The sequence below is a fragment of the Paraburkholderia sp. UCT31 genome (assembly GCF_014397655.1).
Lineage (GTDB): Bacteria > Pseudomonadota > Gammaproteobacteria > Burkholderiales > Burkholderiaceae > Paraburkholderia > Paraburkholderia tuberum.
In genome coordinates this window covers 18,302-42,078 of the sequence record NZ_VZQP01000016.1, presented here as the reverse complement: position 1 = coordinate 42,078, position 23,777 = coordinate 18,302, and the positions used below count along the sequence as shown (strand labels likewise).

Annotated in this window: 17 protein-coding genes and 6 pseudogenes; 14 read left to right on the top strand and 9 right to left on the bottom strand. The window is 61.9% G+C overall.

Annotated elements, in window-relative coordinates; genetic code table 11:
- Positions 1-203: 203 nt before the first annotated feature.
- Positions 204-1,115, top strand: a complete 912-nt coding sequence (locus F6X40_RS15590) for a LysR substrate-binding domain-containing protein (RefSeq protein ID WP_187628431.1) — start codon at positions 204-206, stop codon at positions 1,113-1,115.
- An 81-nt stretch (positions 1,116-1,196) separates the two neighbouring features.
- On the opposite strand, the pseudogene F6X40_RS15585 reads toward F6X40_RS15590, so the two are convergent.
- The 6 genes and pseudogenes from F6X40_RS15585 to F6X40_RS42320 all read right to left on the bottom strand — a co-directional run.
- Positions 1,197-1,448: pseudogene (locus F6X40_RS15585) on the bottom strand (peptidylprolyl isomerase); the annotation flags it as partial.
- Positions 1,449-1,501: 53 nt separating this feature from the next.
- Positions 1,502-2,812, bottom strand: coding sequence for a bifunctional tetrahydrofolate synthase/dihydrofolate synthase (gene folC / locus F6X40_RS15580; protein ID WP_187628430.1), 1,311 nt, complete (start codon positions 2,810-2,812; stop codon positions 1,502-1,504).
- Between the two features lie 338 nt (positions 2,813-3,150).
- Complete coding sequence (locus F6X40_RS43520) at positions 3,151-3,435, bottom strand: histidine kinase dimerization/phospho-acceptor domain-containing protein (protein ID WP_410452417.1); 285 nt, start codon at positions 3,433-3,435, stop codon at positions 3,151-3,153.
- 248 nt (positions 3,436-3,683) lie between these two features.
- On the bottom strand, positions 3,684-5,816 hold the full coding sequence (locus F6X40_RS15570) for an ATP-binding protein (protein WP_187628428.1): 2,133 nt from the start codon (positions 5,814-5,816) through the stop codon (positions 3,684-3,686).
- Positions 5,813-6,964 carry a substrate-binding domain-containing protein gene (locus tag F6X40_RS15565; RefSeq protein WP_187628494.1) on the bottom strand — a complete coding sequence of 384 codons (1,152 nt, stop codon included), beginning with the start codon at positions 6,962-6,964 and terminating at the stop codon, positions 5,813-5,815. Before F6X40_RS15565 ends, F6X40_RS15570 begins: the two co-directional genes overlap by 4 nt.
- Positions 6,965-7,344: 380 nt before the next feature.
- Positions 7,345-7,467 (bottom strand): annotated as a pseudogene (locus tag F6X40_RS42320) (IS6 family transposase); the annotation flags it as partial.
- 145 nt (positions 7,468-7,612) lie between these two features.
- On the opposite strand from F6X40_RS42320, the pseudogene F6X40_RS43515 reads away from it, so the two are divergent.
- Positions 7,613-8,107 (top strand): annotated as a pseudogene (locus F6X40_RS43515) (hypothetical protein); the annotation flags it as partial.
- A gap of 104 nt (positions 8,108-8,211) precedes the next feature.
- Positions 8,212-8,379: pseudogene (locus tag F6X40_RS15555) on the top strand (hypothetical protein); the annotation flags it as partial.
- A gap of 699 nt (positions 8,380-9,078) precedes the next feature.
- Here F6X40_RS15555 and F6X40_RS15550 read toward each other — a convergent pair.
- Entirely contained in the window at positions 9,079-9,555 is a 477-nt protein-coding gene (locus F6X40_RS15550) for a hypothetical protein (RefSeq protein ID WP_187628427.1), read from the bottom strand.
- A gap of 666 nt (positions 9,556-10,221) precedes the next feature.
- On the opposite strand from F6X40_RS15550, the gene F6X40_RS15545 reads away from it, so the two are divergent.
- Positions 10,222-10,662 (top strand): response regulator transcription factor, encoded by a 441-nt coding sequence (locus F6X40_RS15545; RefSeq protein WP_260330610.1) that lies wholly within the window; start codon positions 10,222-10,224, stop codon positions 10,660-10,662.
- A gap of 60 nt (positions 10,663-10,722) precedes the next feature.
- Here the strand turns inward: F6X40_RS15545 and F6X40_RS15540 are convergent, their stop codons facing one another.
- Together F6X40_RS15540 and F6X40_RS43220 are read right to left on the bottom strand one after the other, a co-directional pair.
- Complete coding sequence (locus F6X40_RS15540; RefSeq protein ID WP_187628426.1) at positions 10,723-11,394, bottom strand: response regulator transcription factor; 672 nt, start codon at positions 11,392-11,394, stop codon at positions 10,723-10,725.
- A gap of 452 nt (positions 11,395-11,846) precedes the next feature.
- The gene (locus tag F6X40_RS43220) at positions 11,847-12,080 is read right to left on the bottom strand and encodes an ATP-binding protein (RefSeq protein ID WP_187628425.1); all 234 of its coding nucleotides are present in this window, start codon (positions 12,078-12,080) and stop codon (positions 11,847-11,849) included.
- 513 nt (positions 12,081-12,593) lie between these two features.
- On the opposite strand from F6X40_RS43220, the gene F6X40_RS15530 reads away from it, so the two are divergent.
- From F6X40_RS15530 to F6X40_RS15485, 10 genes and pseudogenes are all read left to right on the top strand, one after another.
- On the top strand, positions 12,594-13,019 hold the full coding sequence (locus F6X40_RS15530; RefSeq protein WP_187628424.1) for a hypothetical protein: 426 nt from the start codon (positions 12,594-12,596) through the stop codon (positions 13,017-13,019).
- A 17-nt stretch (positions 13,020-13,036) separates the two neighbouring features.
- Complete coding sequence (locus F6X40_RS15525) at positions 13,037-13,396, top strand: hypothetical protein (protein ID WP_187628423.1); 360 nt, start codon at positions 13,037-13,039, stop codon at positions 13,394-13,396.
- Positions 13,397-14,085: 689 nt separating this feature from the next.
- A complete protein-coding gene (locus tag F6X40_RS15520; RefSeq protein WP_187628422.1) occupies positions 14,086-14,367 on the top strand; it encodes a hypothetical protein in 282 nt (93 codons plus the stop codon).
- A 424-nt stretch (positions 14,368-14,791) separates the two neighbouring features.
- Positions 14,792-16,156 (top strand): lyase family protein, encoded by a 1,365-nt coding sequence (locus F6X40_RS15515; RefSeq protein WP_187628421.1) that lies wholly within the window; start codon positions 14,792-14,794, stop codon positions 16,154-16,156.
- 321 nt (positions 16,157-16,477) lie between these two features.
- Complete coding sequence (locus F6X40_RS15510) at positions 16,478-17,563, top strand: efflux RND transporter periplasmic adaptor subunit (protein WP_187620071.1); 1,086 nt, start codon at positions 16,478-16,480, stop codon at positions 17,561-17,563.
- On the top strand, positions 17,560-20,733 hold the full coding sequence (locus tag F6X40_RS15505) for an efflux RND transporter permease subunit (RefSeq protein ID WP_187628420.1): 3,174 nt from the start codon (positions 17,560-17,562) through the stop codon (positions 20,731-20,733). Before F6X40_RS15510 ends, F6X40_RS15505 begins: the two co-directional genes overlap by 4 nt.
- Before the next feature lie 2 nt (positions 20,734-20,735).
- Entirely contained in the window at positions 20,736-22,199 is a 1,464-nt protein-coding gene (locus F6X40_RS15500; RefSeq protein ID WP_187628419.1) for an efflux transporter outer membrane subunit, read from the top strand.
- Positions 22,200-22,324: 125 nt separating this feature from the next.
- A pseudogene (locus F6X40_RS43215) lies at positions 22,325-22,573 on the top strand (hypothetical protein); the annotation flags it as partial.
- Between the two features lie 53 nt (positions 22,574-22,626).
- Positions 22,627-23,088, top strand: a pseudogene (locus F6X40_RS15490) (pyrogallol hydroxytransferase large subunit); the annotation flags it as partial.
- A 230-nt stretch (positions 23,089-23,318) separates the two neighbouring features.
- Entirely contained in the window at positions 23,319-23,765 is a 447-nt protein-coding gene (locus F6X40_RS15485) for a hypothetical protein (protein WP_187628418.1), read from the top strand.
- Positions 23,766-23,777 lie beyond the last annotated feature (12 nt).

Genomic DNA, 23,777 nt, shown 5'->3' with positions numbered 1-23,777 from the left:
CCTTGTCGCTGGTTCAATGTCCATATTCCGATCTGGTCTTCTGTTGTAGTCCATTCGCGCCCTGACGACGCATCGGATAGCTTCGCCATGCTTACCGGTTGTCGGGGATGATGCGAGCAGTATCTGGCGATCTGGGATAAAGTCCAATATATCAAGCACGGTGACTTCGATATCTTTCAGTACATAACAGGATGGATGCTGGCATGGAGCTTCGACATCTACGCTATTTCGTTGTAGTGGCCGAGGAACGGCACTTCACGCGGGCCGCGGAGCGACTCGGTATCGGGCAGCCACCGTTGAGCCTGCAGATCCAGCGACTCGAGCGCGATATCGGCGCACAGCTATTCCGCCGTCTGTCGCGAGGCGTCGAACTGACCGAGGCAGGCGAGCTGTTGTTCGACAACGCGCGTCAGATCCTTGCTCAGGTCGATCGCACGTGCGCGGACGTGCAGCGCCTCTCCCGAGGCGAGTTGGGACACCTGCGAGTGGGGTTTGCGGGAGCCACTTACTTCCAGTCGCTGGTGCCGGCCATCATTCGCGAATACCGCGGCCAGCATCCGGACGTCACGGTGTCGCCGGAGCAGAGCAATACGCCATCGTTGGTGGATGGCCTGCTCGAAGGCCGCGTCGACGTGGCGTTCATCCGGCCGCCGATCATGAGCGCCGACGCGCTGGAGGTGGAGTTGCTGGTCAAAGAGGATATGGTCGTGGCTCTACCGCATACCCATCCGCTGGCGCAGTCCGGCGCGGCGGTATCGCTGTCCGCACTCGCAGCGGAGACCTTCATCCTGTTCCCGCGTTCGATCGGCGCGGGGCTTTACGACGCGGTCACGGGCGCCTGTCAGCGTGCCGGTTTCATTCCGAGACTTGGCCAGGAGGCGCCACAAATTACCTCGATCGTGCCGATGGTAGGAGCCGGCTTCGGCGTTTCGATCGTGCCGCGCTCGACCAGCCAGATCCGGACTGACGAAGTGGTCTATCTGCCGATTGCCGGCGATGCGCCCAAGGCGCCGATCAGTCTTGCGTGGCGGCGCCACGATCCTTCGCAAGTGGTGCGCCGCTTTCTGGCGGTCGCCCGGCGGATGGCAAAGGACTGGCGCAAAGTGCAACGGTGAGGCCTGCGAGTCAGGATCGACGGCCTGGCAGCGCCAGCCGGATCCCGGCTTCGGCGAGAGTCGTATCCGTCATGCTAACGATTACAAAATCCCGATGATTTTCACTTCGAACGCCAGCGCCTGGCCGGCGAGCGGGTGATTAAAATCGAACAGGGCGGACGTTTCGTTGACTTCCTTCAGTACGCCCGCGTAGCGTTCGCCACCCGGTGCGTTGAATTCGACGAGATCGCCCGGCGAAAAATCCTCACCGATCATGCTGTTTTCACGCAGCGTGGCAAGCGACACCCGCTGGATCAGATCGGGATTGCGCGGGCCGAATGCCTGCCCCGGGGCTCGAGCCGGGTTTTACTTCAGAGATGTCGATGATGCTCATGCCTGCCGCCTGTTCAGTGTTGCTGCGATTTACGATACGCCATCACGCCGGCTACCGTATAAAAACTGCCGAAAACCACGATCCGATCATTCTCCGACGCTCGTTTTAGCGCGTCTTGATAGGCGTCTGCCGGTGACGCGAAGCGCGTGACGCTGCTGTCGGCGCCGTCGGTCAAACCAGCCTCGCGCAGCGCAGCCTCCACGGTCTGAGCGGAGGCCGCGCGCGGCGTCGGCAGATCGGTCACGCACCAGTGGTCGACTTCGGCCTTCATGTGCTTGATCACGCCAGCGATGTCCTTGTCCTGCATCGAGCCAAATACCGCATACGTGTACGGGAAATAGCCCATGTTGCCGAGGTTCTGCTTGAGCACCGCGGCTGCGTGCGGGTTATGGCCGACGTCGAGCACGATCGACGGCTTGCCCGGCAGCACCTGGAAACGGCCCGGGAGTTCGACGTTCGCCAGACCGAGGCGGATGTCCTGCGCGGAGACCGGCAGACGGTCCCGCAGTGTCTCGAGGGCCGCGAGCGCGGCCGACGTATTGATCAGCTGGTTCGCGCCGCGCAGCGCCGGGTACGCCAGCGCCGAGCGCCGCAGCGTGCGGCCGACATAGCTCCATTGCTGACGCTCGCTGCCCGCCTGCCCTTCGTAGCGGAAATCGCGCCCGAATAGCCACAGATCGGCGCCAATCTGCCCGGCGTGATCGATCAGCGTCTGCGGCGGCACCGGGTCGGCGCAGATCGCCGGCTTGGTCGCGCGGAAGATGCCGGCCTTCTCGAAGCCGATCTTCTCGCGCGTGTCGCCGAGGTACTCGGTGTGATCGATGTCGATGCTCGTGATGATCGCACAGTCGGTGTCGAGGATATTGACGGCGTCGAGACGCCCGCCGAGACCTACCTCGAAAATGACCGCGTCCAGCCTGCGCGAGGCGAACAGATGCATGATCGCCAGCGTCGTGAATTCGAAGTACGTCAGCAAAACCGGTTCAGAGAGGCTCAAGCGCGCCGCTTCGACCGCCTCAAAATGCGGCAGCAGGTCGGCGTCGCTCGTGATCGCGCCGTTCACTCGCGCTCGCTCATTGAACGCCAGCAAATGTGGGGAGGTATGGCAGCCAACCCGGTAACCCGCGCGCAGCAGGATCGCTTCGAGGATCGCGCAGGTCGAACTCTTGCCGTTGGTGCCGCCAACCGTAATCACCGGACAGTCAAAGGAAACTTGCAGTGCGTCGCGCACCTGGCTGATCCGCTGCGAACCCAAGTCGATGCCGACCGTATGCGCGGATTCGAGGTGCGTGAGCCACGCGTCGAGAGTGGGGAATGTGGTCATCGGATAAATTGATTCCTGCCTGTTGTCATGGACGTTAGGAGCAGTATCTGGCGATGCGGGGTAAAGTCCAATATATTCAGAGTGGTGACTTCGATATAGTTTAGTAAATAACAGGACGCTGGCATGGAGTGAAAAAGGCTAGCTCGCAGTCGGACAGCGTCATGCCGGACAACCACAATCCGGGTCAAAAGTCGGATTGACTCGCCGCATGGACGAACGGCTGCAAAGGCCGATTATGCAAAGTTGTCGATTATGGAAAGTAGTTGGTCGGAAGCCAGGTGGAGAGCTGGTGGGCAGCGGCTAGCATGAATTCCGGCCCTTGCATAATCACACCGCCTTCAGGAAGCTGAGGCACCCACGCGCTCAGCCGGCAACGAAAAGCGGAAGATGGCACCGCGCGGATCGTTTGGAGCGGCTTCCAGCCGTCCTGCGTGCGACTCCACAATCGAACGGCAGATGGTTAATCCCATGTCCTCGATGATCCTTGTGATGTTCTCGCACGTCCTTTCCACATTGGGCTCATCCCGCTGGAGCCACCCCAAGCACGAGCTGGCAGAGGTGACTATCGCGGCAATGGGCTGTTTTAGCTCGTGAGACAGGGAGGCGGCCAGCTCTCCCAACATACTGACCCGGTTCATATGCACGAGATCAGCCTCTAGCCGGCAACGGTGGATCAGGCAGCTCCATGAACGCAACGGCTATCACAAAACGCTGACCGCCATTGCCAACAAGCATGCCCGCATGCTGTGGGTGATGGTCGCGAAGGACTTCGTTGCCTCCATAGCTGCGCCGTTTGCTTCCGGCGGGAGCGGTTGTCGGGCGGCGCTTGCACCCGCTAGAAAGCGCCGCCCTTTCACGGCGCACACCCATTTCAGTCGATGGCACCGCGTGAACGAACGTCTGCACCCGTCGTGACACCGGACGGGCATGGTGACACGGCCAGGGTGAACTGAAACACGGCGCCGCGGGGCTCGTTCGAGCTCGCCGACAGACGTCCTCCGTGCGCTTCTATAATCGAACGACAAATCGAGAGCCCCATCCCCATGCCGCCAGCCTTCGTCGTGTAAAACGGCTCAAAGAGACGCTCCACGTTGTCGACCGCGAACCCCGGTCCCGAATCGCGCACGGAAACGAGGACGCGGCCCGATTTGTCGTTGGCGGTGCTGATGATCAGTTCCCGCCGGCCGTCTTCAACGACGCTCATCGCCTCCACGGCGTTGATGATGAGGTTCAGCATGACCTGTTGGAGTTCGACGCGATCGCCTTCAACGGGCGGCAAGTCCTTCGCAAGCTGCATCCGCGTGGATACGCCGTTTTTCGCAACCTCACTGGACGTGAGGGCAATGACCTCATGGATCACCTCGTTCATCTGCAGGCTTTGCTTGAACGGCGGGACGTTCCGGACGAGACCGTGAACCCGGTTCGTGACCTCGCTGGCGCGCTTCGCGTCCTTGATGATTCGATCGAACGCTTGCCGGGCTTGCTCGAGAACCGGCGGATTGGCACCTAACCAAAGCAGCCCGGCCTGAGCATTGGCGACGGTCGCCGCGACCGGCTGCTTGATTTCATGGCTGATCGAGGCCGCGAGGTGCTCCATCGTCGTCACGCGATTCGCGTGCGCCAGCGCCGTCTGAACTTCGCGGTAGCGCCGCTCGCTCTCCCGTAGCTCGGCTTCCGCGCGCTTTTGCTCCGTGATGTCGCGTGAGATGCCGAGCAGGAACTGCGGCTCGCCGCGCGCATCGAAGATCGGGATCTTCATCGTGTGTACAAGGCGCGGCCCATTACGCGTTAGAACCCGTTCCTCCGGCACCTCGACCATCCGCCGCGACTCCAGCACGGCACGATCCTTCAGCGCAAAGAAATCGGCCTCCTGGACCGGAAACAGGTCATGGACGGATTTGCCGATGAGTTCCTCGCGCCGGTAGCCGAGCAGTTGCTCTCCTGCCTTGTTAAAGCGCACGAACTGCAGGGTCACTGCATCCTTGACGAAGACTACATCCGGGATGTTTTCGATGATGCTGTCCAGGAAATGTTCACTCGCTCGCGCTGTCTCTTCGGCGCGCTGTCGTTCGGCGATCTCGGCCGTCTGGCCCGCAAGCGCCGTGCTGAGTTCGGCCGTGCGCTGCGTGACGCGGGTCTCCAGTTCGGCGTTGAGCTCCTTCAGCGCGTCCTCGGCCCGGCTGCGCTGGCGCCGGTCTTCGAGGAACTGCTCGACTGCGCGCGCCATATCGGCGATCTCGTCGCCGCCGTGAACAGGGACGCCGGCTTGCACGCTGTCGACGTCACCGTGCCGCAGGAAGTGGCTGACTCGGCGCAGCCGTGCCACGACGTGGCGACCGAGGAATGCGCGGGCGATCAGCCAGGCAAGCAGCAGGCTCACCGCAACTTCGCCGATGACCCACCTGCGCGTGCGGTCCGAGTCTTCGGCCAGAGACTGGACCGCTTTGCGGTAGTCGCGCGTGAAATAATCCGACTGCTGGCGCGCCGCGGCCGCCAAGGCGTCGGCCTGGCGGCGCAGATCGTCGTCCAGGCTGGCCAATGACGCGCCGGGCCGCGGCGCGGACGCCGGCGCGGCTGCGGCGCGCAGCGCGGTTTCGCGCACCTGCGCCTCGATGTTGACCGTGTTGCGGAAGCGCTGGCTGGACCGATGCAGCGCCAGCGCATCGACAGTGACGGCGTCGCTCGCCGCGGATGCCAGACGGTCTACCAGGCGGTCAAAGGAGGCCAGCTGTTCGATGACATGCCGATGCGTCTCGCGCACAGCGTCCACCGTATCGTCACTGGACAACTGCAATGCCAGGCGTTCGATCATCAGCGTGCGCTGCGCCAGGTCGTGTGCATCTTCCTGGCGCGCCAGCCGCTCTTCGGCCAACTGGCGGATCGCGTGGGCCGAACCGGCCAACGAGTAAATGGTCGTGACACCGACCGCGACCACCAGGGCGGCCAGGCACGAAGCGACGAGCGCAAACTGCGCGGTGAGCGACTGGGGGAGCGGTAGTTTCATGGGCGTTGCCAGATGCGGCGATAAATATCGCGGTAGCCGTTGGCGGGGTCGTAGATCAGACGATCGCCGCCGTCCGCGGCGATGTTGTCCGCCGTCACGAGATGCACCGGAAACACGTAACCCGTGACGCCTCCGCCGGCGAAGAGCCGGTTCATCTCGTCGACCAACTGCCAGCCGTGCAGATTCAGGGGTTCGGCCACAGTGCCCGTCTGGAACGTGCCCGTCCGGATACGCAGGAAGGCGGACTCGCTGCCGTCGCCAGCCGACAGCATGGCCATCGCGGCGTTCGGCATTCCGGCCTGGGTCAGCACCGGGGCGGCGTAGTCGAAGTAGATGTCGTTGACGGCCAGCGCATACGTCCAGCGCTTGCCATACCGCGCGAGCAAGGCGCGTGTCACGCCCGGCATCAGTTCCTGGCTGCGCGAGATCGGCACGTCGCGCACATCGAGCAAGGTGCAGCCGCTGCACGAGCGCACGACGGCAGCCATTTCATCCGCCTTGCCTTGCGCAATCCGGAAATTGGAGTCGGTGAAGATGACGACTCCCGCATGCCCGCCGGACTGCACGATGGCCGCCAGCGCGGTCACGCGCGCGACCTCGAGCGGATCCGTCGCTACGTTCATCGCCACGGGCGTGCCAGGCACCGGTCCGGCCCGGGCCGCGACATGCCAGCCGACGATCGGAATGCTCCGCTCGGCAAACGGCCGCAGCCCGGGCAGCAGCGCGCGTGCGTCGCCTCCGACGATGATCAGACCGTCTGGACGACTTGCCAGCGCATTCGCAAGCATCTTCAGCCGCAGGTCCGGCGAGCCGCCGGAGTCGAATATCTGTACGCTCCAGCCGATGACCTTGGCCGCCTCCAGCACACCGTCGACCACGCCGACGATGCCGCCGTTGCGCAAATCTTCGGCGACGATGGCGACGCGTTTCCCGGGTTGCGCGCGCGGCCCGTTGCGCGGCCCGTTCCAGGGTGGAGCGGGTTGCGCCGCGGCATCGACCACACGCTTCGCTTCGGCCAGGTAGTTACTCGCGGCGGCGACAATCGCGGTGACCGTGGCGGAAGAGGCGGTGGACACGGGGGGAGTCAACAAACCCTGCGCCGCGATAACCGACGGTATGCATACGCATGCCAGAATCAACGCCCTCATGCTGCTCCCTAACGGTCCGCTCGGGGTCGATCGACCCAATTGGAGGCGTACCCAAATGCCGCTCGGAGTGCCATCCAAACAAGATACAGCCCAAGCCGCCGCAAGTCATCGTCGCGCTGGGGCAGCGGACTTGCGGATCGCCGCAAGGACCCCGCGCGGTGGCGTATCACCACTTGTGCAGTGCATTGACGACCGCGGACCATCTGCCGATGCCGGGATAGCCGAGTCGCTGGCGCTGTCCGGCGCAAAGGCCGCCAGTCATGAAGACAAATCTGCCACACACGTGACGCAACGATGATGCTTATCGCAGGCCGGCAATGAAGGGGGATAACCCTGGCAAAACGGGGTCCCGCAGCATACCGGCCTCTGCTATTGCAACAGAACCGCAACTCCTCGATGTCGCGCAGGCTTAACTGGAGTCGATAGTACCAACGCGCCGCGCAACTGGCCACGACGGCGAGGAATCGCTGACCGTGATAGAGGGGTTTGCGTTCTCCATAGATTGAACTTCATAAGCCAATCAATCCGGTACCGTCTGAAATAAGCGCAGACTGCGTAGTCGCTGGACGGCCGGCTTTCGGTGCAGGCGTTAGAACGGGTATGTTTGGGGTGAGGTAAGGTCAGCGAAACGTCAATGGCACCACTCGCATGCTGCGTCCAGTCGGGCGAACGCCTGCTATCGGCGCCGGGTCTTGCCTTTCATCATGCAATCAAAGAGCTGGCCCTGAAAACCGGGTTACTCCGGGTCCGGACATCTATCGCGACCTGGCCGCTCAGGCCGTCGTCATCCTCCTGAGCAACGCCGCCAAGACATTCCTGGTCGCGTTCTTCATCCTGTTCATCGTGGACCACCTGGCGACTCGACATCTGCTGGACATCGCCGCATCGGCGGCCAGCGTCACGCCGGGCGCCGAACTGCCGCCGTTGCGCTTGCGGCGTTTGCGGGTCGAAGGCGACGAGCTCGATCAGCTGGTGGATGCCCTCAACGCAATGCGCGAGAGGCTGCGGCAGCACGCGATCGAGCTGGGAAACGCGAATGCACGCATGGCGGCAATCCTGGACAACATACCGGACCTTGCGTGGGTTGAGGACGCAAACGGCCGTTTCATCGCAGTCAATCGCGCCGTTGCCGCTGCGAATGGGTTGGCGGAGCCTCACGACATGATAGGCAAGACCGATTTCGATGCTCATCCGCCAGAACTCGCTTTTCCCCGGAAAGCGCGGAGCGCCTTTTCGCCCCCTTCTACACGACGAAATCCACCGGCTTGGGGATGGGGCTGTCGATCTCCCGTTCGATCATCGAAGCACATGGCTCCGCGGGGCGGGTTCGCGCTTGCCGACAATCGTCCGCCATACCGATGGCTTGGTTTGCCTGCGTCTTTCATCTGCCCCTTGGCGATGCTGTGTCGCAATAAGGCGCTCCGGTAAATTCTGCGGCCCGACGCCGATGCCGGACACGATGGCCACGACGCAGAAACCGCCCCGCAAAACACTTCCCGCGGACATTGACCGGGCGCTCAGACGTCTACACTTCGGCCACAATGCTCAACGGCAGTAGTACCGGCGCACCGGTCTCGGGATTTGAGGCTGCAGCCCCATGCTCAGGACGTGGTGTGTCGAATATGCCTTGAAGATGCGGGCGTCGCCACCTGAATAGCAGATTTGTGCTGTTCGGGCGGGCAATCAGCGATACCGAAGCTCCCCGTTATAAGGTCTGCTCGACCAGGTGCCGCGTCGTTTCGACAGGAAAGTTCGGTTGTTTGCTCTTCGGGCTACGACTCAATATCTCGTCCACTTTAGGTCCCACCAGGTCGTTTATTGGGAACTAAACACTCCTGCGCAAACTGAACAAGACGAGCACTCGGACCTCAGAAAGGCCGACTTGACGTCGAGTGCTACCGGTGAAATGAAGGAAGTCGGATAGAAATGTATTGACTACTATTGGATGCAAACTCTGCAAAGGTCGACGGTTCTCCGGTAGACGTTCCGCTTAAGCCATGGGACATAGGTGTATTCGTCGTAAGCGTTTGCGCCGACGTAGATCCAGTTATGCAAACAGTTGGACATGAAAGTCACCTCAAAATGAAGGTTGGGGGAAAAACGTTGTCGGCGCGTCAGTCGCGTGGCGGCAGTACGGCTACTTCAAAAACGTGACTGTGGTTGCGCTTGTCACGACCATTCCTGCCAGACGAGGAGAACGCGCAAGCGAGAAACAATGTTTTCGTTACGCAGTCGATGAACGAGACGGCTGGTACCAGGAGCGAGTCTATGAGCTCAAGTGGGATGGCCGGACCGACTGCAAGCACGCTCATCGCGCACAGAAAACAGAAAACGGGCCGCGCGAAGGGGGCGTCGCCTACGACCGCGAGTCCAGACACCACCACGATCAGTCTTGTGCCTACTGTCGCGCCGAGTGCCGCGTCGCTGTCGGTCAATGCGAAGTCCAAAGTTATCTCGATCAATTCCCACCAGCAGACAGCAAGCGCCGAAATGGTGACTGCGAGCCCGGCCGGTCGGCCGATGCTGTTGCCGTTGGACACCTTTGTTTCCGCCCGCGGAAAACAGCGATGACCTGTGCGTTTGCTAAACATGGTTAACCTTTGACGGGCATGCCGAGACGAAAACGTGTGTCTCCAACACGTAACGCATCTGAGCCTGTCGACGCACACAACGACTTGCAGGTCAACGCTCACCGATAGGCGGGGGCGGAACCTGTCGTGCCTTTAAAGGGAGTCGACTTGTAAGCAGCACCGCCTATGATTGCCAAGATAGACGGCCGGGTGGTATTGAATCCATTCTGCGAGCGTTTGGACTTTCGCCCACCGTTGTTTGTCGAGCTCATACGTCGGTATGGCTCGGCTTACCGTCGGTCTGAAAGATCCGAAGCGTAGGTTTTTGCGTTTGAAGACAACGTCGACGCGGGCCGCCGTGGAGCAGTTCAGTCGCGATAATCGGTAATGGAACTTGCCGGACTGCGCGTCTCGCTCTGCAGAAGACTCTAGCAACCGTAAGGAAAAGATATGGGGACAGTCAGAAGAGGTTCGGGGGCAACATTCCGAGGCAGCACCGCGGCGGTAAGATTAGCCACGAGAGGCGTACTCAAGGTTCCTTGGAGGGCGTTCGTAGGATGAAACCTTGAGCGAGGGCGCGCCCGGCAAGTCTCGATGCGGTGGCCGACGCACTGCGTCTCATCATTCCGGAAGGGATAGTCAGACATACGCCGGTATGATGGACAAGTCGACGCTCCAGGGTCTAGATTGAATAAGCAATCATTGGCAAGCGACCTTATGTCCTCCCGAAGCCCCTCGCAACGACAGCCGCGGGCTTCCGTTTCCGGAATCGTCTGGATTGTCGACGACGACGAATCATCCCGCCTGGCGCTCGAAAGCCTGGTGCAATCGCTTGGCTATTCGACCGAAACTTACTCGCTGCCTTCGGACTATCTGGCGGCGCGGGCGTCGCACCTTCGCACCGAAAACGGAGTCCTGCTTTCCGACGTCCGCATGCCCGGCATGTCAGGACTCGAGTTGCTTGACCGTCTTGTCGCACTGGGCGCCGCGCCGCCGACGATCTTCGTGAGCGCGTTTCCCAGCGACGCGTTGCGAGCGCAGGTGCAGTCCAGCACAGCCATCACGCTGCTCGACAAGCCCGTGGATGCGGCGCTCCTGAAGCGAGCACTCGGCAACGTCGGGATTTAGGCAGGGGCGCTCAAAACAGCGTTTTCGGACCTCTTTCCGTCAATGGCGGCTGGCGCGAGCCTAAGGGCGCGGCTTTGTTTGTTGCCGCCCAATTTCGAGTGCGGCGGCCTTGAAGACGAGATCCGGGAGTGAGCGCGCGCCCATTTTTTTCATCAACTGGCCGCGATGGATTTTCACCGTGATTTCGCTCAGGTTGAGTTGCGCGGCGATCTGCTTGTTCAGCATTCCGCTGACCACCAGCGCCAGGATCTCGCGTTCGCGCGGCGTCAGCGAGGCATACGCGGCGCGTACAGCCGCGAGGCTGTGTTCCTTTTCGAGGCGTTGCGAGTCTTTCGAAATTGCCTCGGAAATCGCGTCGAGCATATCCTGGTCACGAAACGGCTTCGGGAAAAAATGGAATGCACCGGCTCTCATTGCTCGCACCGACATTTCCATGTCGCCGTGCCCCGTCATGAAGAGAACCGGCATTTGCAGTCCCTCGCGTGCCATCGCCTGCTGGAACGCCAGACCGCTTTCGCCTTTGAGCCTGACATCGAGGATGAGACAGCTCGGGCCGGCGGGTTTGCGAAACGTCACGAATTCCTGCACGGAACAGAACGTCTCGACGGAATACCCGACGGACTCCAGTAGATCGCACAGCGCGAGGCGGATGGACTCTTCGTCGTCGACGACGAAGACTGTCGAGCCGCGGATTCCACCCGTAGACGACGGTACATGCCGATCGGTAGCCATAAACGAGTCCTCAACACGCCAGAATGCGGCGGACTGACGAGACATTTCGCCCGCTTGACAGAGACGCATCCGCGCCGTTTTGCGCCCGTAAGACGCGTTTCAAGTATGACACGGTAAAACGGGAGTAGGGTAAATGTCCGAATGGAGGTTTGCCGCCGCCCAAGCGGCCCGCTACCCTTGCATCTACGTCTGCAATGCGTCGCACGAAGCGGCTAGAACATGAACCGCGGCATGGGGCGAGGGATACACCCTCTGTTCGGAGCTTACTATGTCGTCGATGCCAGAGGCGTGCTGCAGATTTACCTCTGCGCGCCTTGGCAAGCGTAGCCACCCGGCCCCGCTTGACGCGGGGGCCGCACAAAAGCAGGAGATACCGGAAAACAGCTGCTGTTGGCCGCTGCACGCCCCGGCAGCAGAAACGCAGCCGCAAACCGCCTCTGCCGCCGCGGGCTTTAAACCTGCGGTCTTAGGCGCGCTGAGTTGCTGCACGCGGACAATCGTGCCGTTCGACAGGGATGGCGAAGCGAAACACCGCACTGCCAGGCTTGTTCGGCGCCTGCGTCGATGCGCTCGCCATGACTCTCGGCAATGGACCTGCAAATGGCAAGGCCCATGCCCTTGCCTCCCGCTTTCGTCGTATAAAACGATTCAAAAAGGTGTTCCAGCTCTCCGTCGCACAGCCCCACGCCGGTGTCTCATGCTTCGAGCGATGGTATCCGGCGCTCGCGGGCAACGATCACGCTCACCATATCGCGGCGTAGAGCCCCCGCTTTGGCGCGGTGACCCGGAAGAGCTGCTCGAGCAGCATTCGGCTACGGCCCCACAGTCGCCCACTCGCGTCGCGTACGCAATCGTTATCGAAATCTCGGAGGCAGAGCCTATACGCCCGTATGTTCACGCAACACTGAGCACTGTGCCGGTGCATCCCAACGTAGAGGCGTTCCTTCCTTCCGTGTGATAGCCCAATTTCGGTCGCGGCTGTACCGTAAACCCATGCCCGATGCAGCCGCGCTTTGCGCCTACAACGGCCTCCGGTCTGACTAGCGCAGGCAGCTTCGAGCCAAATCGAGGTTTCGTCAAAACTTCGCGTCGCTTGTATTCGCAGCAGCCCCTTTGCCCCGGCGGCGACGTTTGATACTTAGAGCGCAGGCTGCCCGTTGTCAACGACTGACCGATGCGAAAGACGCAAAGAGGTGGACATGAAAAGCCGGAGCTTCCTGACACGTCAGGAGATTTTCAACGACGCTGTAGAGCATTTATTCGGCCAGGCGCGAGCCTCCCTGCTGCCTCGCGGCGGCGGCGCCTATCGAGGCTACTGCGGCAGCTGTCCGGTCGGCAGCTTCATTAAGCCGCGCGACTATATGACGGCAATGGAAGGCGTGCCCATCCGCTACGTCGCAAAACCGCCAAAGGACGTGCCGGCTTATATGGATATCGGTGTCGCGGCGCTCAAGCGCGCGCTGCTTCGCTCGCGCATCGATGTGTCCGATCCGGTGACTGTCGAATTGCTTAGTTGTCTGCAGAACGTCCACGATGTATTTGGCACATGGGAATGGAGTGAGCGGCTGGCATCAATTGCTCGACAATTTGCCCTGTCGGCCACGTTTCTGAAAGCCGCTGCTTGAGGGTCGCAGGTGTCGCGATGCAGTGCGCAAGAAAGATATACGAGCGCGTCAGCGCTCATCTGCTTAACCAGGGGGCCGTCTCGGAGGACGAGAACGGCTCATGCCGGCTGCGCGGCGACAACGACCGCGAGTGCGCAGTCGGATCGCTCGTTAGCGACGAGTTTTATCACCCGGACATCGAAGGGATCGGCATTTCGTACTATCGGCACGCCCGGGACGGCAAGCTACTGCAGGCGCTGTATGCATCCAACGTCGATGCCTACGATCCGGGCATTGTCGATCTGCTGTGCGAACTTGAGGAGATTCACGACGGCGCCAGCGTCGATCAGTGGCCAGATCTTCTCGCCGCTCTCGGTAAGCGGTACGGGTTCGTCTGATGCGAGGGTTCGCGAGTCGTAGCGGCCGGTGGCATGCTGATTGATCAGCCACAGGATAGTGAAGCGTGCGTCGCGACCAGATTCCGTCGTTTGCGAGGAAAACCGACGTCCGTTTTCGCCACGACCGTCGTCGCGCACTTCCAGGAGGCAGTCGCGGCCGCTTCGCTCCAGTGTATTGGTGACGGTATATGTTGATACCTCGACGGACGCGACAAACGTTTGGCTCGTCACCGATATCTCGGTAAAACGATAGCTGCTGCGGTGCAGGCGCGAGCGATGAGATGGCGAAAAAAACGAATCGCTTTATCGCGGCCACCGGAACAACACGCATGGGTACACGCCGGCTTTCCGCACGCTGCTGAACGACGGTATCGGACCCTACACCTGAGCGGATTGGTCTTATCCCTGTCGCCGCCTGCGCTATACCGCCGTATAGGCTTTGGACGGGCAGGTAGACGCGCGATAACCGACGGTACGATATCTTCCTGGGTCGCTAGCGTCTATCGTGGGAAATGTGGACAGCGCCTTTGCACAGGGGCGATCGACGGAGTCTGATTCATCCGGCGGCGTCCGAAACGTGATCGTCCAGTGGCATTCGCGCGGCTCGGATGCACGGTAGCGTGCGAGCCAGACCTCGATACGCATACTGATAATGGAGATCCCGTCACACCCTCCTGGAGAAGTAATTTATGGTTGACGAACGAGCACGAGTGAAGGCATTGCAGTTTGCGCAAGCACATCCTTGGCGTCGGGACGTCAAACGGCGAAATACCGGATTCGCTGTCACCGCTGCGACGCATGTCGTCTCCTGGCGACCGCTCATCCAGACAGTATCTGACTTCCTGTTGAACATCGGTGACGCTGCGTTCACCTCGGCGGTGTCGACAAGACCGGTGTTGTTGGCCCAGGCATTGCAGCGCTACTCGGCGCTCGCCATGCCGCTAAAGTTTTCTCGTTCCTGTGCGCGATGAGTCTTTTTTGCGTTGCCCTATCGACCCCAATGGCGCTTTAGCGTCCGCGCGCCTTGGCTTCGCGATAGTCATCGACTGCGAAACCGGGGTATTTCCTCGGCCCGTTTCTGCGCCGAGTCGGTGCACTCCGATTAGCCGTCAGAAATTACCCGCATTGGGCGCCGGAAATCAACATGCGGCTATACACCGGCTTCACGAGATCGTGGTCTCACCAACGGCTGCTAAGGAAGTGACATGTCAAACATTTTGCGTAACGGGCTCCATGTAGGCACCAATGCCTACCGCGAACATAACTTCTCGCCTCGTTCGACCGGAATGCATACCGACGAACCCCGTCCGAACCAGCTCTGCCTTTGATAAGCAGAGCGGCCGCTATTGGCTATTGCGTGTGTTATGCAAGCACTCATCCTTGGCAGGAGTGAATATGGAGATCGGCAGACCAGGTTTCCGGGTCGAATACGATTCGCTGGGCGAGCGGGAAATACCCGAGGAAGCGCGATATGGCATTCACACGCCCGGCGCCCTCGAGCACTGTCCCATATCGGGGAAGCCGGTAGGCGCATACCCAGACCGGCTGAATGCGCTGGCGGCAGCCAAGCAGGCTGTCGCAGAAGTGAATGCCGAGTTGCGTCTACTTGAACCCCCACTTGGTGACGCAATCGTCGCCTCTTGCGTGGAGGCGCAGAAAGGACGCTTGTATGACCAGTGCTTCGTCGACGTGACTCAGGGCCGCGCTGACACTGAGAACGACATGAACGCCAACGAGGTGATATGCAACCGCGCTCTTGAAATTCTGGGTCGTCCGCGCGGCGACTATGTTCATCTGGATCCAGGTGCGCGCATGTGTCCCGGAGGCGGCAATGTCTATTCGACCGTACTTAGGATCTCGATCTGCGCTGCGATTGAACACCTATGTGACGGGTGCGATGCGTTGCGGTCCGCCTTCGTCAGAAAGGCGCAGGAATTCCGCGATTTGCTGCAACTCGACCGAACCACCCAGTTATACGATGCAGTTCACACCACGCTGGGTTTCAAGTTTTTGACGCATGCGCTTAGGCTGGACGAACAGATGGTCAGGTTGCGAGAGTCATCCGCGCAGCTTCGTGAAATCTATCTTCGCGCGACGATTGACGCGGGCGCTACGGCCCATTCCGGATATGAAGTCGAAGCGGTTGAAGTTGAAGCGGTTGATGCAGTAAACGCAATGACCGCGCTCGGTTTGCCTATGGCGTCAACTCCGATTGAAAGAACCCAGGAGTGTGCCGCGTATTTGCGGATTTCCGGCATTTTTACCGACATCGCCGTCGAGCTTTCAAACGCGTGCAGTGACCTCCATCTGATATCCATCCGGGCACTATTCGACGTGCCCGAAATCGATCTCGCGTGGATGCGGACCGACTCCTTTGTCACGCCTGGCAGACCGAACGCGGTGATTTCCGATGTCGTCCGTCAGATGGCACTCCGGATTTTGGCGAGCGACGTCGCGGTCACATTCGCGGCTGAATCGGTTCAGGTGCATCCATGCAAGACGCTGGCCGAGCATTGCATCAGGGAGATCGCGGCCAATTCCGAACAGATCCGGGAGATGCCCGAGTGTCGTCGCGCGATGGCGACTGCGGCAAATCCCTATATTGGCGGCAAGAGTGCTCGCATACCCGGCGCGCATTCCAGATACAGCATGCTAAGAGAGGCGGTGCTGCACCGGCAGCTGATAGCCGAGGAGGAACTCGACCGGGCCCTGCGCGCTGGCGCAGGCGATTTATCGGTAGTTTTGTCGATGCCGGCGTAGAGAGCAAAAGACCCGTGAGGCAAGTGTGCATGTAAGCGCGCGAATCAGACGCTGAGTGCGCGCGTCCCATCGGGAGGGCACATGTCACCGGCATGCCATGGCAATACGTAGGAGTCCAGCGTATTGATAGAGATTGTTTGCGAACCCATGCTGACGGCGAACCGTGCTTCATTGCATGGCGGGTCTACAGCATCGGGAAATTTTTTACCTGGATCAATCCTCTGCCTTGTGAACATCGTGAAACATTCCGTTCCTGTCGCGCCTAAAATTGCACGTATCTTTTTATCTTCGTTCATACGATCGCCCAAGCGGACGCACGTGATGGTCGCGGCTTGCAGCGCAATCCTGCTGTCGGCATGCCAGTCGCGCGAAGCCGCCGCTCCTGAGCCGAAGCCCGTGGTCGCCCTGGCCGTTCACGCCGACGGGCGCGCGGTAGGTGCGTCGCTGCCGGCTCAGGTGCAGGCGCGCTACTCGACGGTGCTTTCGTTCCGGGTGGGCGGCAAAATCATCGAACGGCGGGTTCATCTCGGCGATGCCGTCAAGGCGGGACAGGTTGTTGCACTGCTCGACCCGACCGACCTGCGCAATAACCTGGCCAACGCACGAGCCCAGCTCGATGCCGCCGAACATCGACTTGTCTACGCGAAGCAGCAGCTCGACCGCGATCAGGCGCAGGCGCAGGCGAACCTGATCGCGCCGGCGCAACTTGAACAGACGCAGGACGCCTACGCCTCCGCGCTCGCCCAGCGCGACTCGGCGCTCGCCCAGATGGCGCTCGCCTCGGACAATCTGCGCTATGCGACGCTGACAGCGGACCACGACGGCGTGATTGCCTCGGAGGACGCCGACACGGGCCAGAACGTTCAGGGAACCCAATCGATCTATCACCTCGACTGGACGGGCGACGTAGACATCGTCTGCGACGCGCCCGAGCGCACGCTGAGCTCGCTGACAGTCGGCAGCATGGCGCGCGTAACGCTGCCGGCGCTACCCGGCAAGACCTTCGAGGCGCGCGTGCGCGAGGTATCGGCTGCTGCCGATCGAGAAAGCCGCACCTGGCGCGTCAAGCTGACGCTGGCCGCCCCGAGCCGCGACGTGCGCCTCGGCATGACGGCGATTGTGGGGTTCGATGTCGTCGGCGACGCGCCCGTGGGGCAGATTTTTACGCTGCCTGTGACGGCGCTCTTTCACGAGGGTGAGCACCCCGCTGTCTGGGTGGTGCGCGCCGGCAGCGACACACTCGAACTGCGCCCGGTCACTATCCAGCGATATGACGAGCGCACCGTCTCGATCAGATCGGGCCTACGCGACGGCGACCGCGTCATGCTCCAGGGCGCACACGCCGTGAGCGCGGGCCAGCATGTGCAGGTGGTGCCCCCGCTTCATCCCGAGGACTTCCCGTCATGAGGGCGCGCGACAGTGAATCCGCAGGCAACAGCGCGCCCGTCCCGTCTTCCGGGGCAGACAAATCTGGCGAAGGCGGCTTCAATCTTTCCGCCTGGGCGCTACGTCATCAGCAGCTCGTGATCTTTCTGATCGGGCTCGCCACGCTTTTCGGCGTGATCGGTTATACGCAACTCGCGCAGTCGGAAGATCCGCCGTTCACCTTCCGGACGATGGTGATCAAGACCTACTGGCCTGGTGCGACTGCGCGCGAGGTGCAGGAACAGATCACGGACCGGATCGGCCGCCAGCTGCAAGCGGCGCCGTATATCGACTACATCAAGAGCTACTCGCGCCCCGGCGAGTCGATGATCTTCTTCGCCATGAAGGACTCCGCGCCCGTCAAGGAAGTGCCGGAAACCTGGTATCAGGTGCGCAAGAAGGTCGGCGACATTGCCGCGACGCTGCCGAAGGGCACCGTCGGCCCGTTTTTCAACGATGAATTCGGCGACGTCTACACCAACATCTATGCGCTCGAAGGCGACGGCTTTTCGCCGGCGCAACTGCACGACTACGCTGACAAGCTGCGCACAGTCCTGCTGCGCATACCCGGTGTGGCGAAGGTCGACTATTTTGGCGACCCCGATCAGCACATCTTCGTCGAGATATCGAATGCGCAGCTCACGCGGCTTTCGATCACGCCGCAACAGCTCGCTCAGGCGATCGACGCACAGAATGCCGTGGCGCCCGTCGGCACCATCACGACCGCGGACGACCGCGTGTTCGTGCGTCCGAGCGGCGCGTTCAAGGACGTGCAGGCACTCGCGGACATGATGATCACCATCAACAAGCGCACGTTCCGGCTGGGCGACATCGCGAAGATCACACGCGGTTATGACGATCCACCGGTGACCCAGATGCGCGTCGGCGGCCAGGCGGTGCTCGGCATCGGCGTGACGATGCAAAAGGGCGGCGACGTGATCGACCTCGGCAAGGCGCTCGATGCAAAAGCCGCCGAACTGCAGGCCACGCTGCCGGCGGGTCTGAAACTCGCTCCGGTTTTGAGCATGCCGCACGCGGTCAAGCAATCGGTGGATGAGTTCGTGAAATCGGTTGGCGAAGCGGTGGCGATCGTGCTGGTCGTGAGCCTCGTCTCGCTCGGTCTGCGCACCGGCATGGTCGTCGTGATCACGATTCCGATCGTGCTGGCGGCAACCGCGCTGTGCATGCACATCTTCAATATCGGCCTGGACAAGGTCTCGCTCGGCACACTCGTGCTCGCGCTGGGTCTGCTCGTCGACGACGCGATCATCGCCGTCGAAATGATGGCGGTGAAGCTGGAGCAAGGCTGGAGCCGGGCGCGCTCGGCAGCGTTCGCGTATACCAGCACGGCATTCCCGATGCTGACGGGCACGCTCGTCACCGTATGCGGCTTCCTGCCGATTGCGCTCGCCAAATCGAGCACGGGCGAATACACGCGTTCGATCTTCGAAGTGTCGGCCATCGCGCTGATCGTTTCGTGGTTCGCGGCCGTCGTGCTGGTGCCGTTGCTGGGTTATCACCTGCTGCCGGAACGCAAGCCTCAACCCGGCGGTGCACACCATGATCCGCATGAAATCGGCAACACCGGCTTCTACCGGCACCTGTCGGGATGGGTTGCGTGGTGCGTCGAGCGTCGATGGGTCGTGCTCGGCGTCACCGTCGTGCTTTTCGCGATTTCCATGCTGGCCTTCACGCGCGTGCCGCAGCAGTTCTTCCCGAACTCGGAACGGCCGGAACTGCTGGTCGATCTGCGGTTGCCGGAAGGCGCCTCGTTCGAAGCGACGCTGCGTGAAGCGAAGCGCCTTGAAAAGGTGCTCGACGGCAAAGCCGGGATCGACCACTTCGTCGACTTCGTCGGCACCGGCGCGCCGCGTTTTTACCTGACGCTCGACCAGCAGCTTCAACAGCCGAATTTCGCGCAGTTCGTGATTGCGGCTAAAAGCGTTGAGAAGCGCGAGGAACTGATGCGTTGGCTCGACGGCATGCTCGAGAAGGACTTCTCCGGCATGCGCACGCGTGTCTCCCGGCTCGAGAATGGTCCGCCTGTCGGGTTCCCGATCCAGTTCCGCGTGAGCGGCGACGATATCGCGACCGTGCGATCGCTTGCTCAAGAAGTGTCGGACAAGGTCCGCGCCGATCCCCGCACGCGCAACGTCCAGTTCAACTGGGACGAGCCGGCGGAGCGCTCGATCTCGTTCGAGATCGATCAAAACAGGGCGCGCCAGCTTGGTGTCACCTCGGAGGACGTGTCGAACTTCCTCGCGATGACGCTATCGGGCTACACGGTGACGCAGTACCGCGAGCGCGACAAGCTGATCAACGTCGATCTGCGTGCGCCAAAGAGCGAACGTGTCAATCCGGCGCAGCTTATGAGCCTCGCGATTCCGACGCCCCACGGCCCGGTGCCGCTCGGTTCGCTCGGACACGTGCGCGATACGCAAGAGTACGGCGTCATCTGGCAACGCGACCGTCAGCCGACCATCACGGTGCAGGCGGACGTGCGCGGCGACGCGCAGGGGATGGACGTGACCCACGACATCGAACGTGCGCTCGCGGCGGAAACCGCCAAGCTGCCGGTCGGCTATCGCATTCAGGTGGGCGGCGCGGTCGAAGAAAGCGTGAAGGGCCAGACGTCGATCAATGCCGAAATGCCGTTGATGATCATCGCCGTGCTGCTGTTGCTGATGATCCAGCTCAAGAACTTCGCGCGGACCTTCATCGTCGTGCTGACGGCGCCGCTCGGCCTGATTGGCGTCGTGGCCGCGCTGCTGCTGTTCGGCAAGCCTTTCGGCTTCGTCGCGCTGCTGGGCGTGATTGCGATGTTCGGCATCATCATGCGCAACTCCGTGATTCTGGTCGACCAGATCGATCAGGATATCGCGGCAGGGCATGCGCGCTTCGACGCGATTATCGGCGCAACCATAAGGCGTTTCAGGCCGATCATGCTGACGGCGGCCGCCGCCGTCCTCGCGCTGATTCCGCTGCTGCGCTCGGGCTTCTTCGGTCCGATGGCGACCGCACTGATGGGCGGTATCACGATCGCCACAGTACTGACCGTGTTCTTCCTGCCCGCGCTGTACGCGGCGTGCTTCAGGGTCCGGCACGACGAGCGCGGAATGCAACCGGTCGTGGACGAGCATACGGAGATTTGAGCATGAGCCTCGTGTATAGAACATCCGTTCTTGCCGTGACAGCGGCACTCGCATTGACGGCCTGCTCGTTCGGTCCCAGCGGCGCGCCCCCGGCGATGCCTTCGCCTGCGCACTACGGTGCCGAGGCACAGCCGGCGAAGACCGTCGCAGCGGGCGGCGTGGCGCAGCAGTTCGATATCGGCGCAGTGGGCGTTCCGCAATGGTGGCAGCTTTACCGGTCGGACGCGCTGAATGCACTGGTCGAGGAAGGCTTGCGCAACAGCCCCACGCTCGGGGCTGCGCAGCGGACGCTCGCAGCCGCGCAGCAGGAACTGCGCGCCCAGGTCGGCGCATCGACGCTGCCTTCAATCGATGCTGCCGCACAAGTCGATCGCGGGCGTACACCGCTTGTGCCCGGCATTGGCCCCAGCGAGGTTCGCTATAACTTTTTTGCCGGACAGGTTCTCGCGTCCTACACCTTTGACCTGTTCGGTGCGACGCGTTCGGCGAACGCGGCCAGCGCCGCTCGCGTAGACGTGCAGGCGTATCAACTGGAGGCGGCGCGGCGCGCGCTCGCGGCAAACATCGTCGGTACGACGATCAGCGTGGCGGCACTCGATCGCCAGATCGCGCTCACCGAACGGCTCGTCGCCGTGGCCAGGACGGTCGCGAACGAGGACCAGCATCGGTACGCACTCGGGTCAGTTTCCCGTGCGCAGGCGCTCGCATCGACGCAGGATGCGGCTTCGGCTGCGGCGAGTCTTCCTGCATTACGCCAGCAGCGCGCCACAGCCATCCATGCGCTCGCGGTGCTGATGGGCCGCACGCCGGACAACGCCCCGGCCGTTCCCGATCTCGACAGCCTGGTGTTGCCCGAACACGTGCCTGTCGAGGTGCCGTCGGTCCTGCTGCGTTCGCGCCCCGACGTTCAGGCAGCCGACGCCGCCCTGAAGGCCGCCGCCGCCGATGTCGGCGCTGCGACCGCGCAGCTCTTTCCGAGCCTGTCACTGACGGGCTCGATGGGCCGCGGCGGCTTTAGCTGGCCGGCGGTGCTCTCAGGAGCGGGCGGACTCTGGGCCATTGGTGCGAGCCTGACGCAACCGATTTTCCATGGCGGCGCGCTGCTCGCACACCGCAAGGCGTCGATCGATGCTTACGATGCGGCCGTGCTGAACTACAAGTCCACCGTTCTGTCGGCGTTCCAGAATGTCGCGGATTCGCTTGCCGCGCTGGATAACGACGCACAGACACTCGCATCGACTGAAGCAGCGGCACAGGCAGCGCAGGCGGGGTTCGACGATACCGCGTCGCGCCGCCGCATGGGTTCGCTGCCGTCAACGGCAGAGTATGCCAGCGAGCAGCGGTTTCTAAGTGCACAGCTCAACTCGATTCGCGCAGCAAGCCAGCGTATGAGCGATACTGCGGCGCTGTTCCAGTCGATGGGCGAACTGCCGGCCGGGCAGCCGGTAGCCGCGTCAAGAGAATGATCGTCCCTCGATGAGTTCGGGATTAGCGGCGCTTGACCGGCTCGCCATCCATCGAGAGTAGCTGTGGTGCCAGGCGCTAGTTAGGCACCCACAACATAAATGAGCCGGCATTTCAGCCGCGTCGAATGACACGAGAAAATTCATCCTGGTCGGTCCGTATGGAGCTTCAGAAACTGATTGCCTGCCAGGAATGCGATCTGCTATTTCGCAAACCTTCGCGTCTGAAAGGGCAGGTTGCCAGCTGTTCGCGCTGCGGTGCGAGCCTGAAAGGGATGCATGGCACCGGGCTGCCGCTTGACTGGATCTGCGCTGTGACCCTTGCAGGGTTGATTACTTTTTGTATAGCGCAGGCTTTCCCTGTCATAGAACTCAAAGCTAAGGGTACGGCGTCCGAGGCCACGCTGTTCGGCGCGGTGCGGTCGCTTTGGACACCGAAAGTACCAACGGGGCCTACGCGGGATTCGAGGGGACTCCGCGGCGCCTGTGGGCCAAGGAACTCGGCATTGAGTTCGTTCATATCGACCCGCACTGCAACCCCGCCGCGCAGTTGCTGGGTGGGCGCTGGATTCCGGTCCGACCGCAAACCGATGCTGCTCTCGCCACCGCCATCATGTATGTGTGGGCCGTGGAGGGCCTGTACGACGAGGATTACATCGCCATCCGCACGACCGGGTTCGACGAGTGGAGGGCCTATCTTCTGGGCGAAACCGACGGCGTTCCCAAGACGCCCGAGTGGCAGGAGGGCGAAACCGGCGTGCCCGCCAAGGACGTCCGTGCGCTTGCGTGCCGATGGGGAAACAGGAAGGTCCATCTCGCGGTCGGGATGACCGGCGCGGGATTCGGCGTCGCGGGCCGCGGCGCGACCGGAGCGCAATGGGCGCGCTGCATGTCAGGGATGGCACATAACCTCAGACGCTCGTGCGAGGCCAATCACGGCGGCGTACGCATGCGAACACCGGCCATTCGTCAGACATGGTCGGAGCCGAGCCGCTGCAGCCGACTCCTACCCCAACTGCATCGTTCGCTCATAACACGCACACGCGGACGGCGGAAATCTGCGAGACTACAGGCTGGCTCGTGTTTTGCATGTCGACCCCCCGCGGTTCGAGCAAGTTCACCATGGCAATCCGTCTTCTAAAAGTACTCGTCATACTGCTGGTCTCGGGCGCAGGCTTCTGCCCAGTCGCGGCGCACGCGTACGCGCTTGATGGGCAATTCGACTGCAGGGCGAGTCCACACGCGTTTATCGGGCAACTGATCAACAACCAGTACATCGACCCGAATCCGATGCACGTTGAGGCGAATTCGGTCAACGCGTTTCGGCCAACGCAAGGCAGCGACATAACGGCCTTCGGCTTTCGTGTCTACGCCGTGCTTGGGTACGAGCAGGACGACGGGACGTTCAAGAAGGGCCGCGGCAATGCATTTGCGGGCCCCCTGTACGGCGCTGTGGTGTCCGCTCCCAGCGACGCGGTCGAATCGCGCGTGCGCGATGCTGGCAGCAACGCTACCGTGCGCATGGTGATTCCGTTGTTGCTGACCGCGGTGGTCTGCAGCCCGTCTTGACGCGCGGCGTCC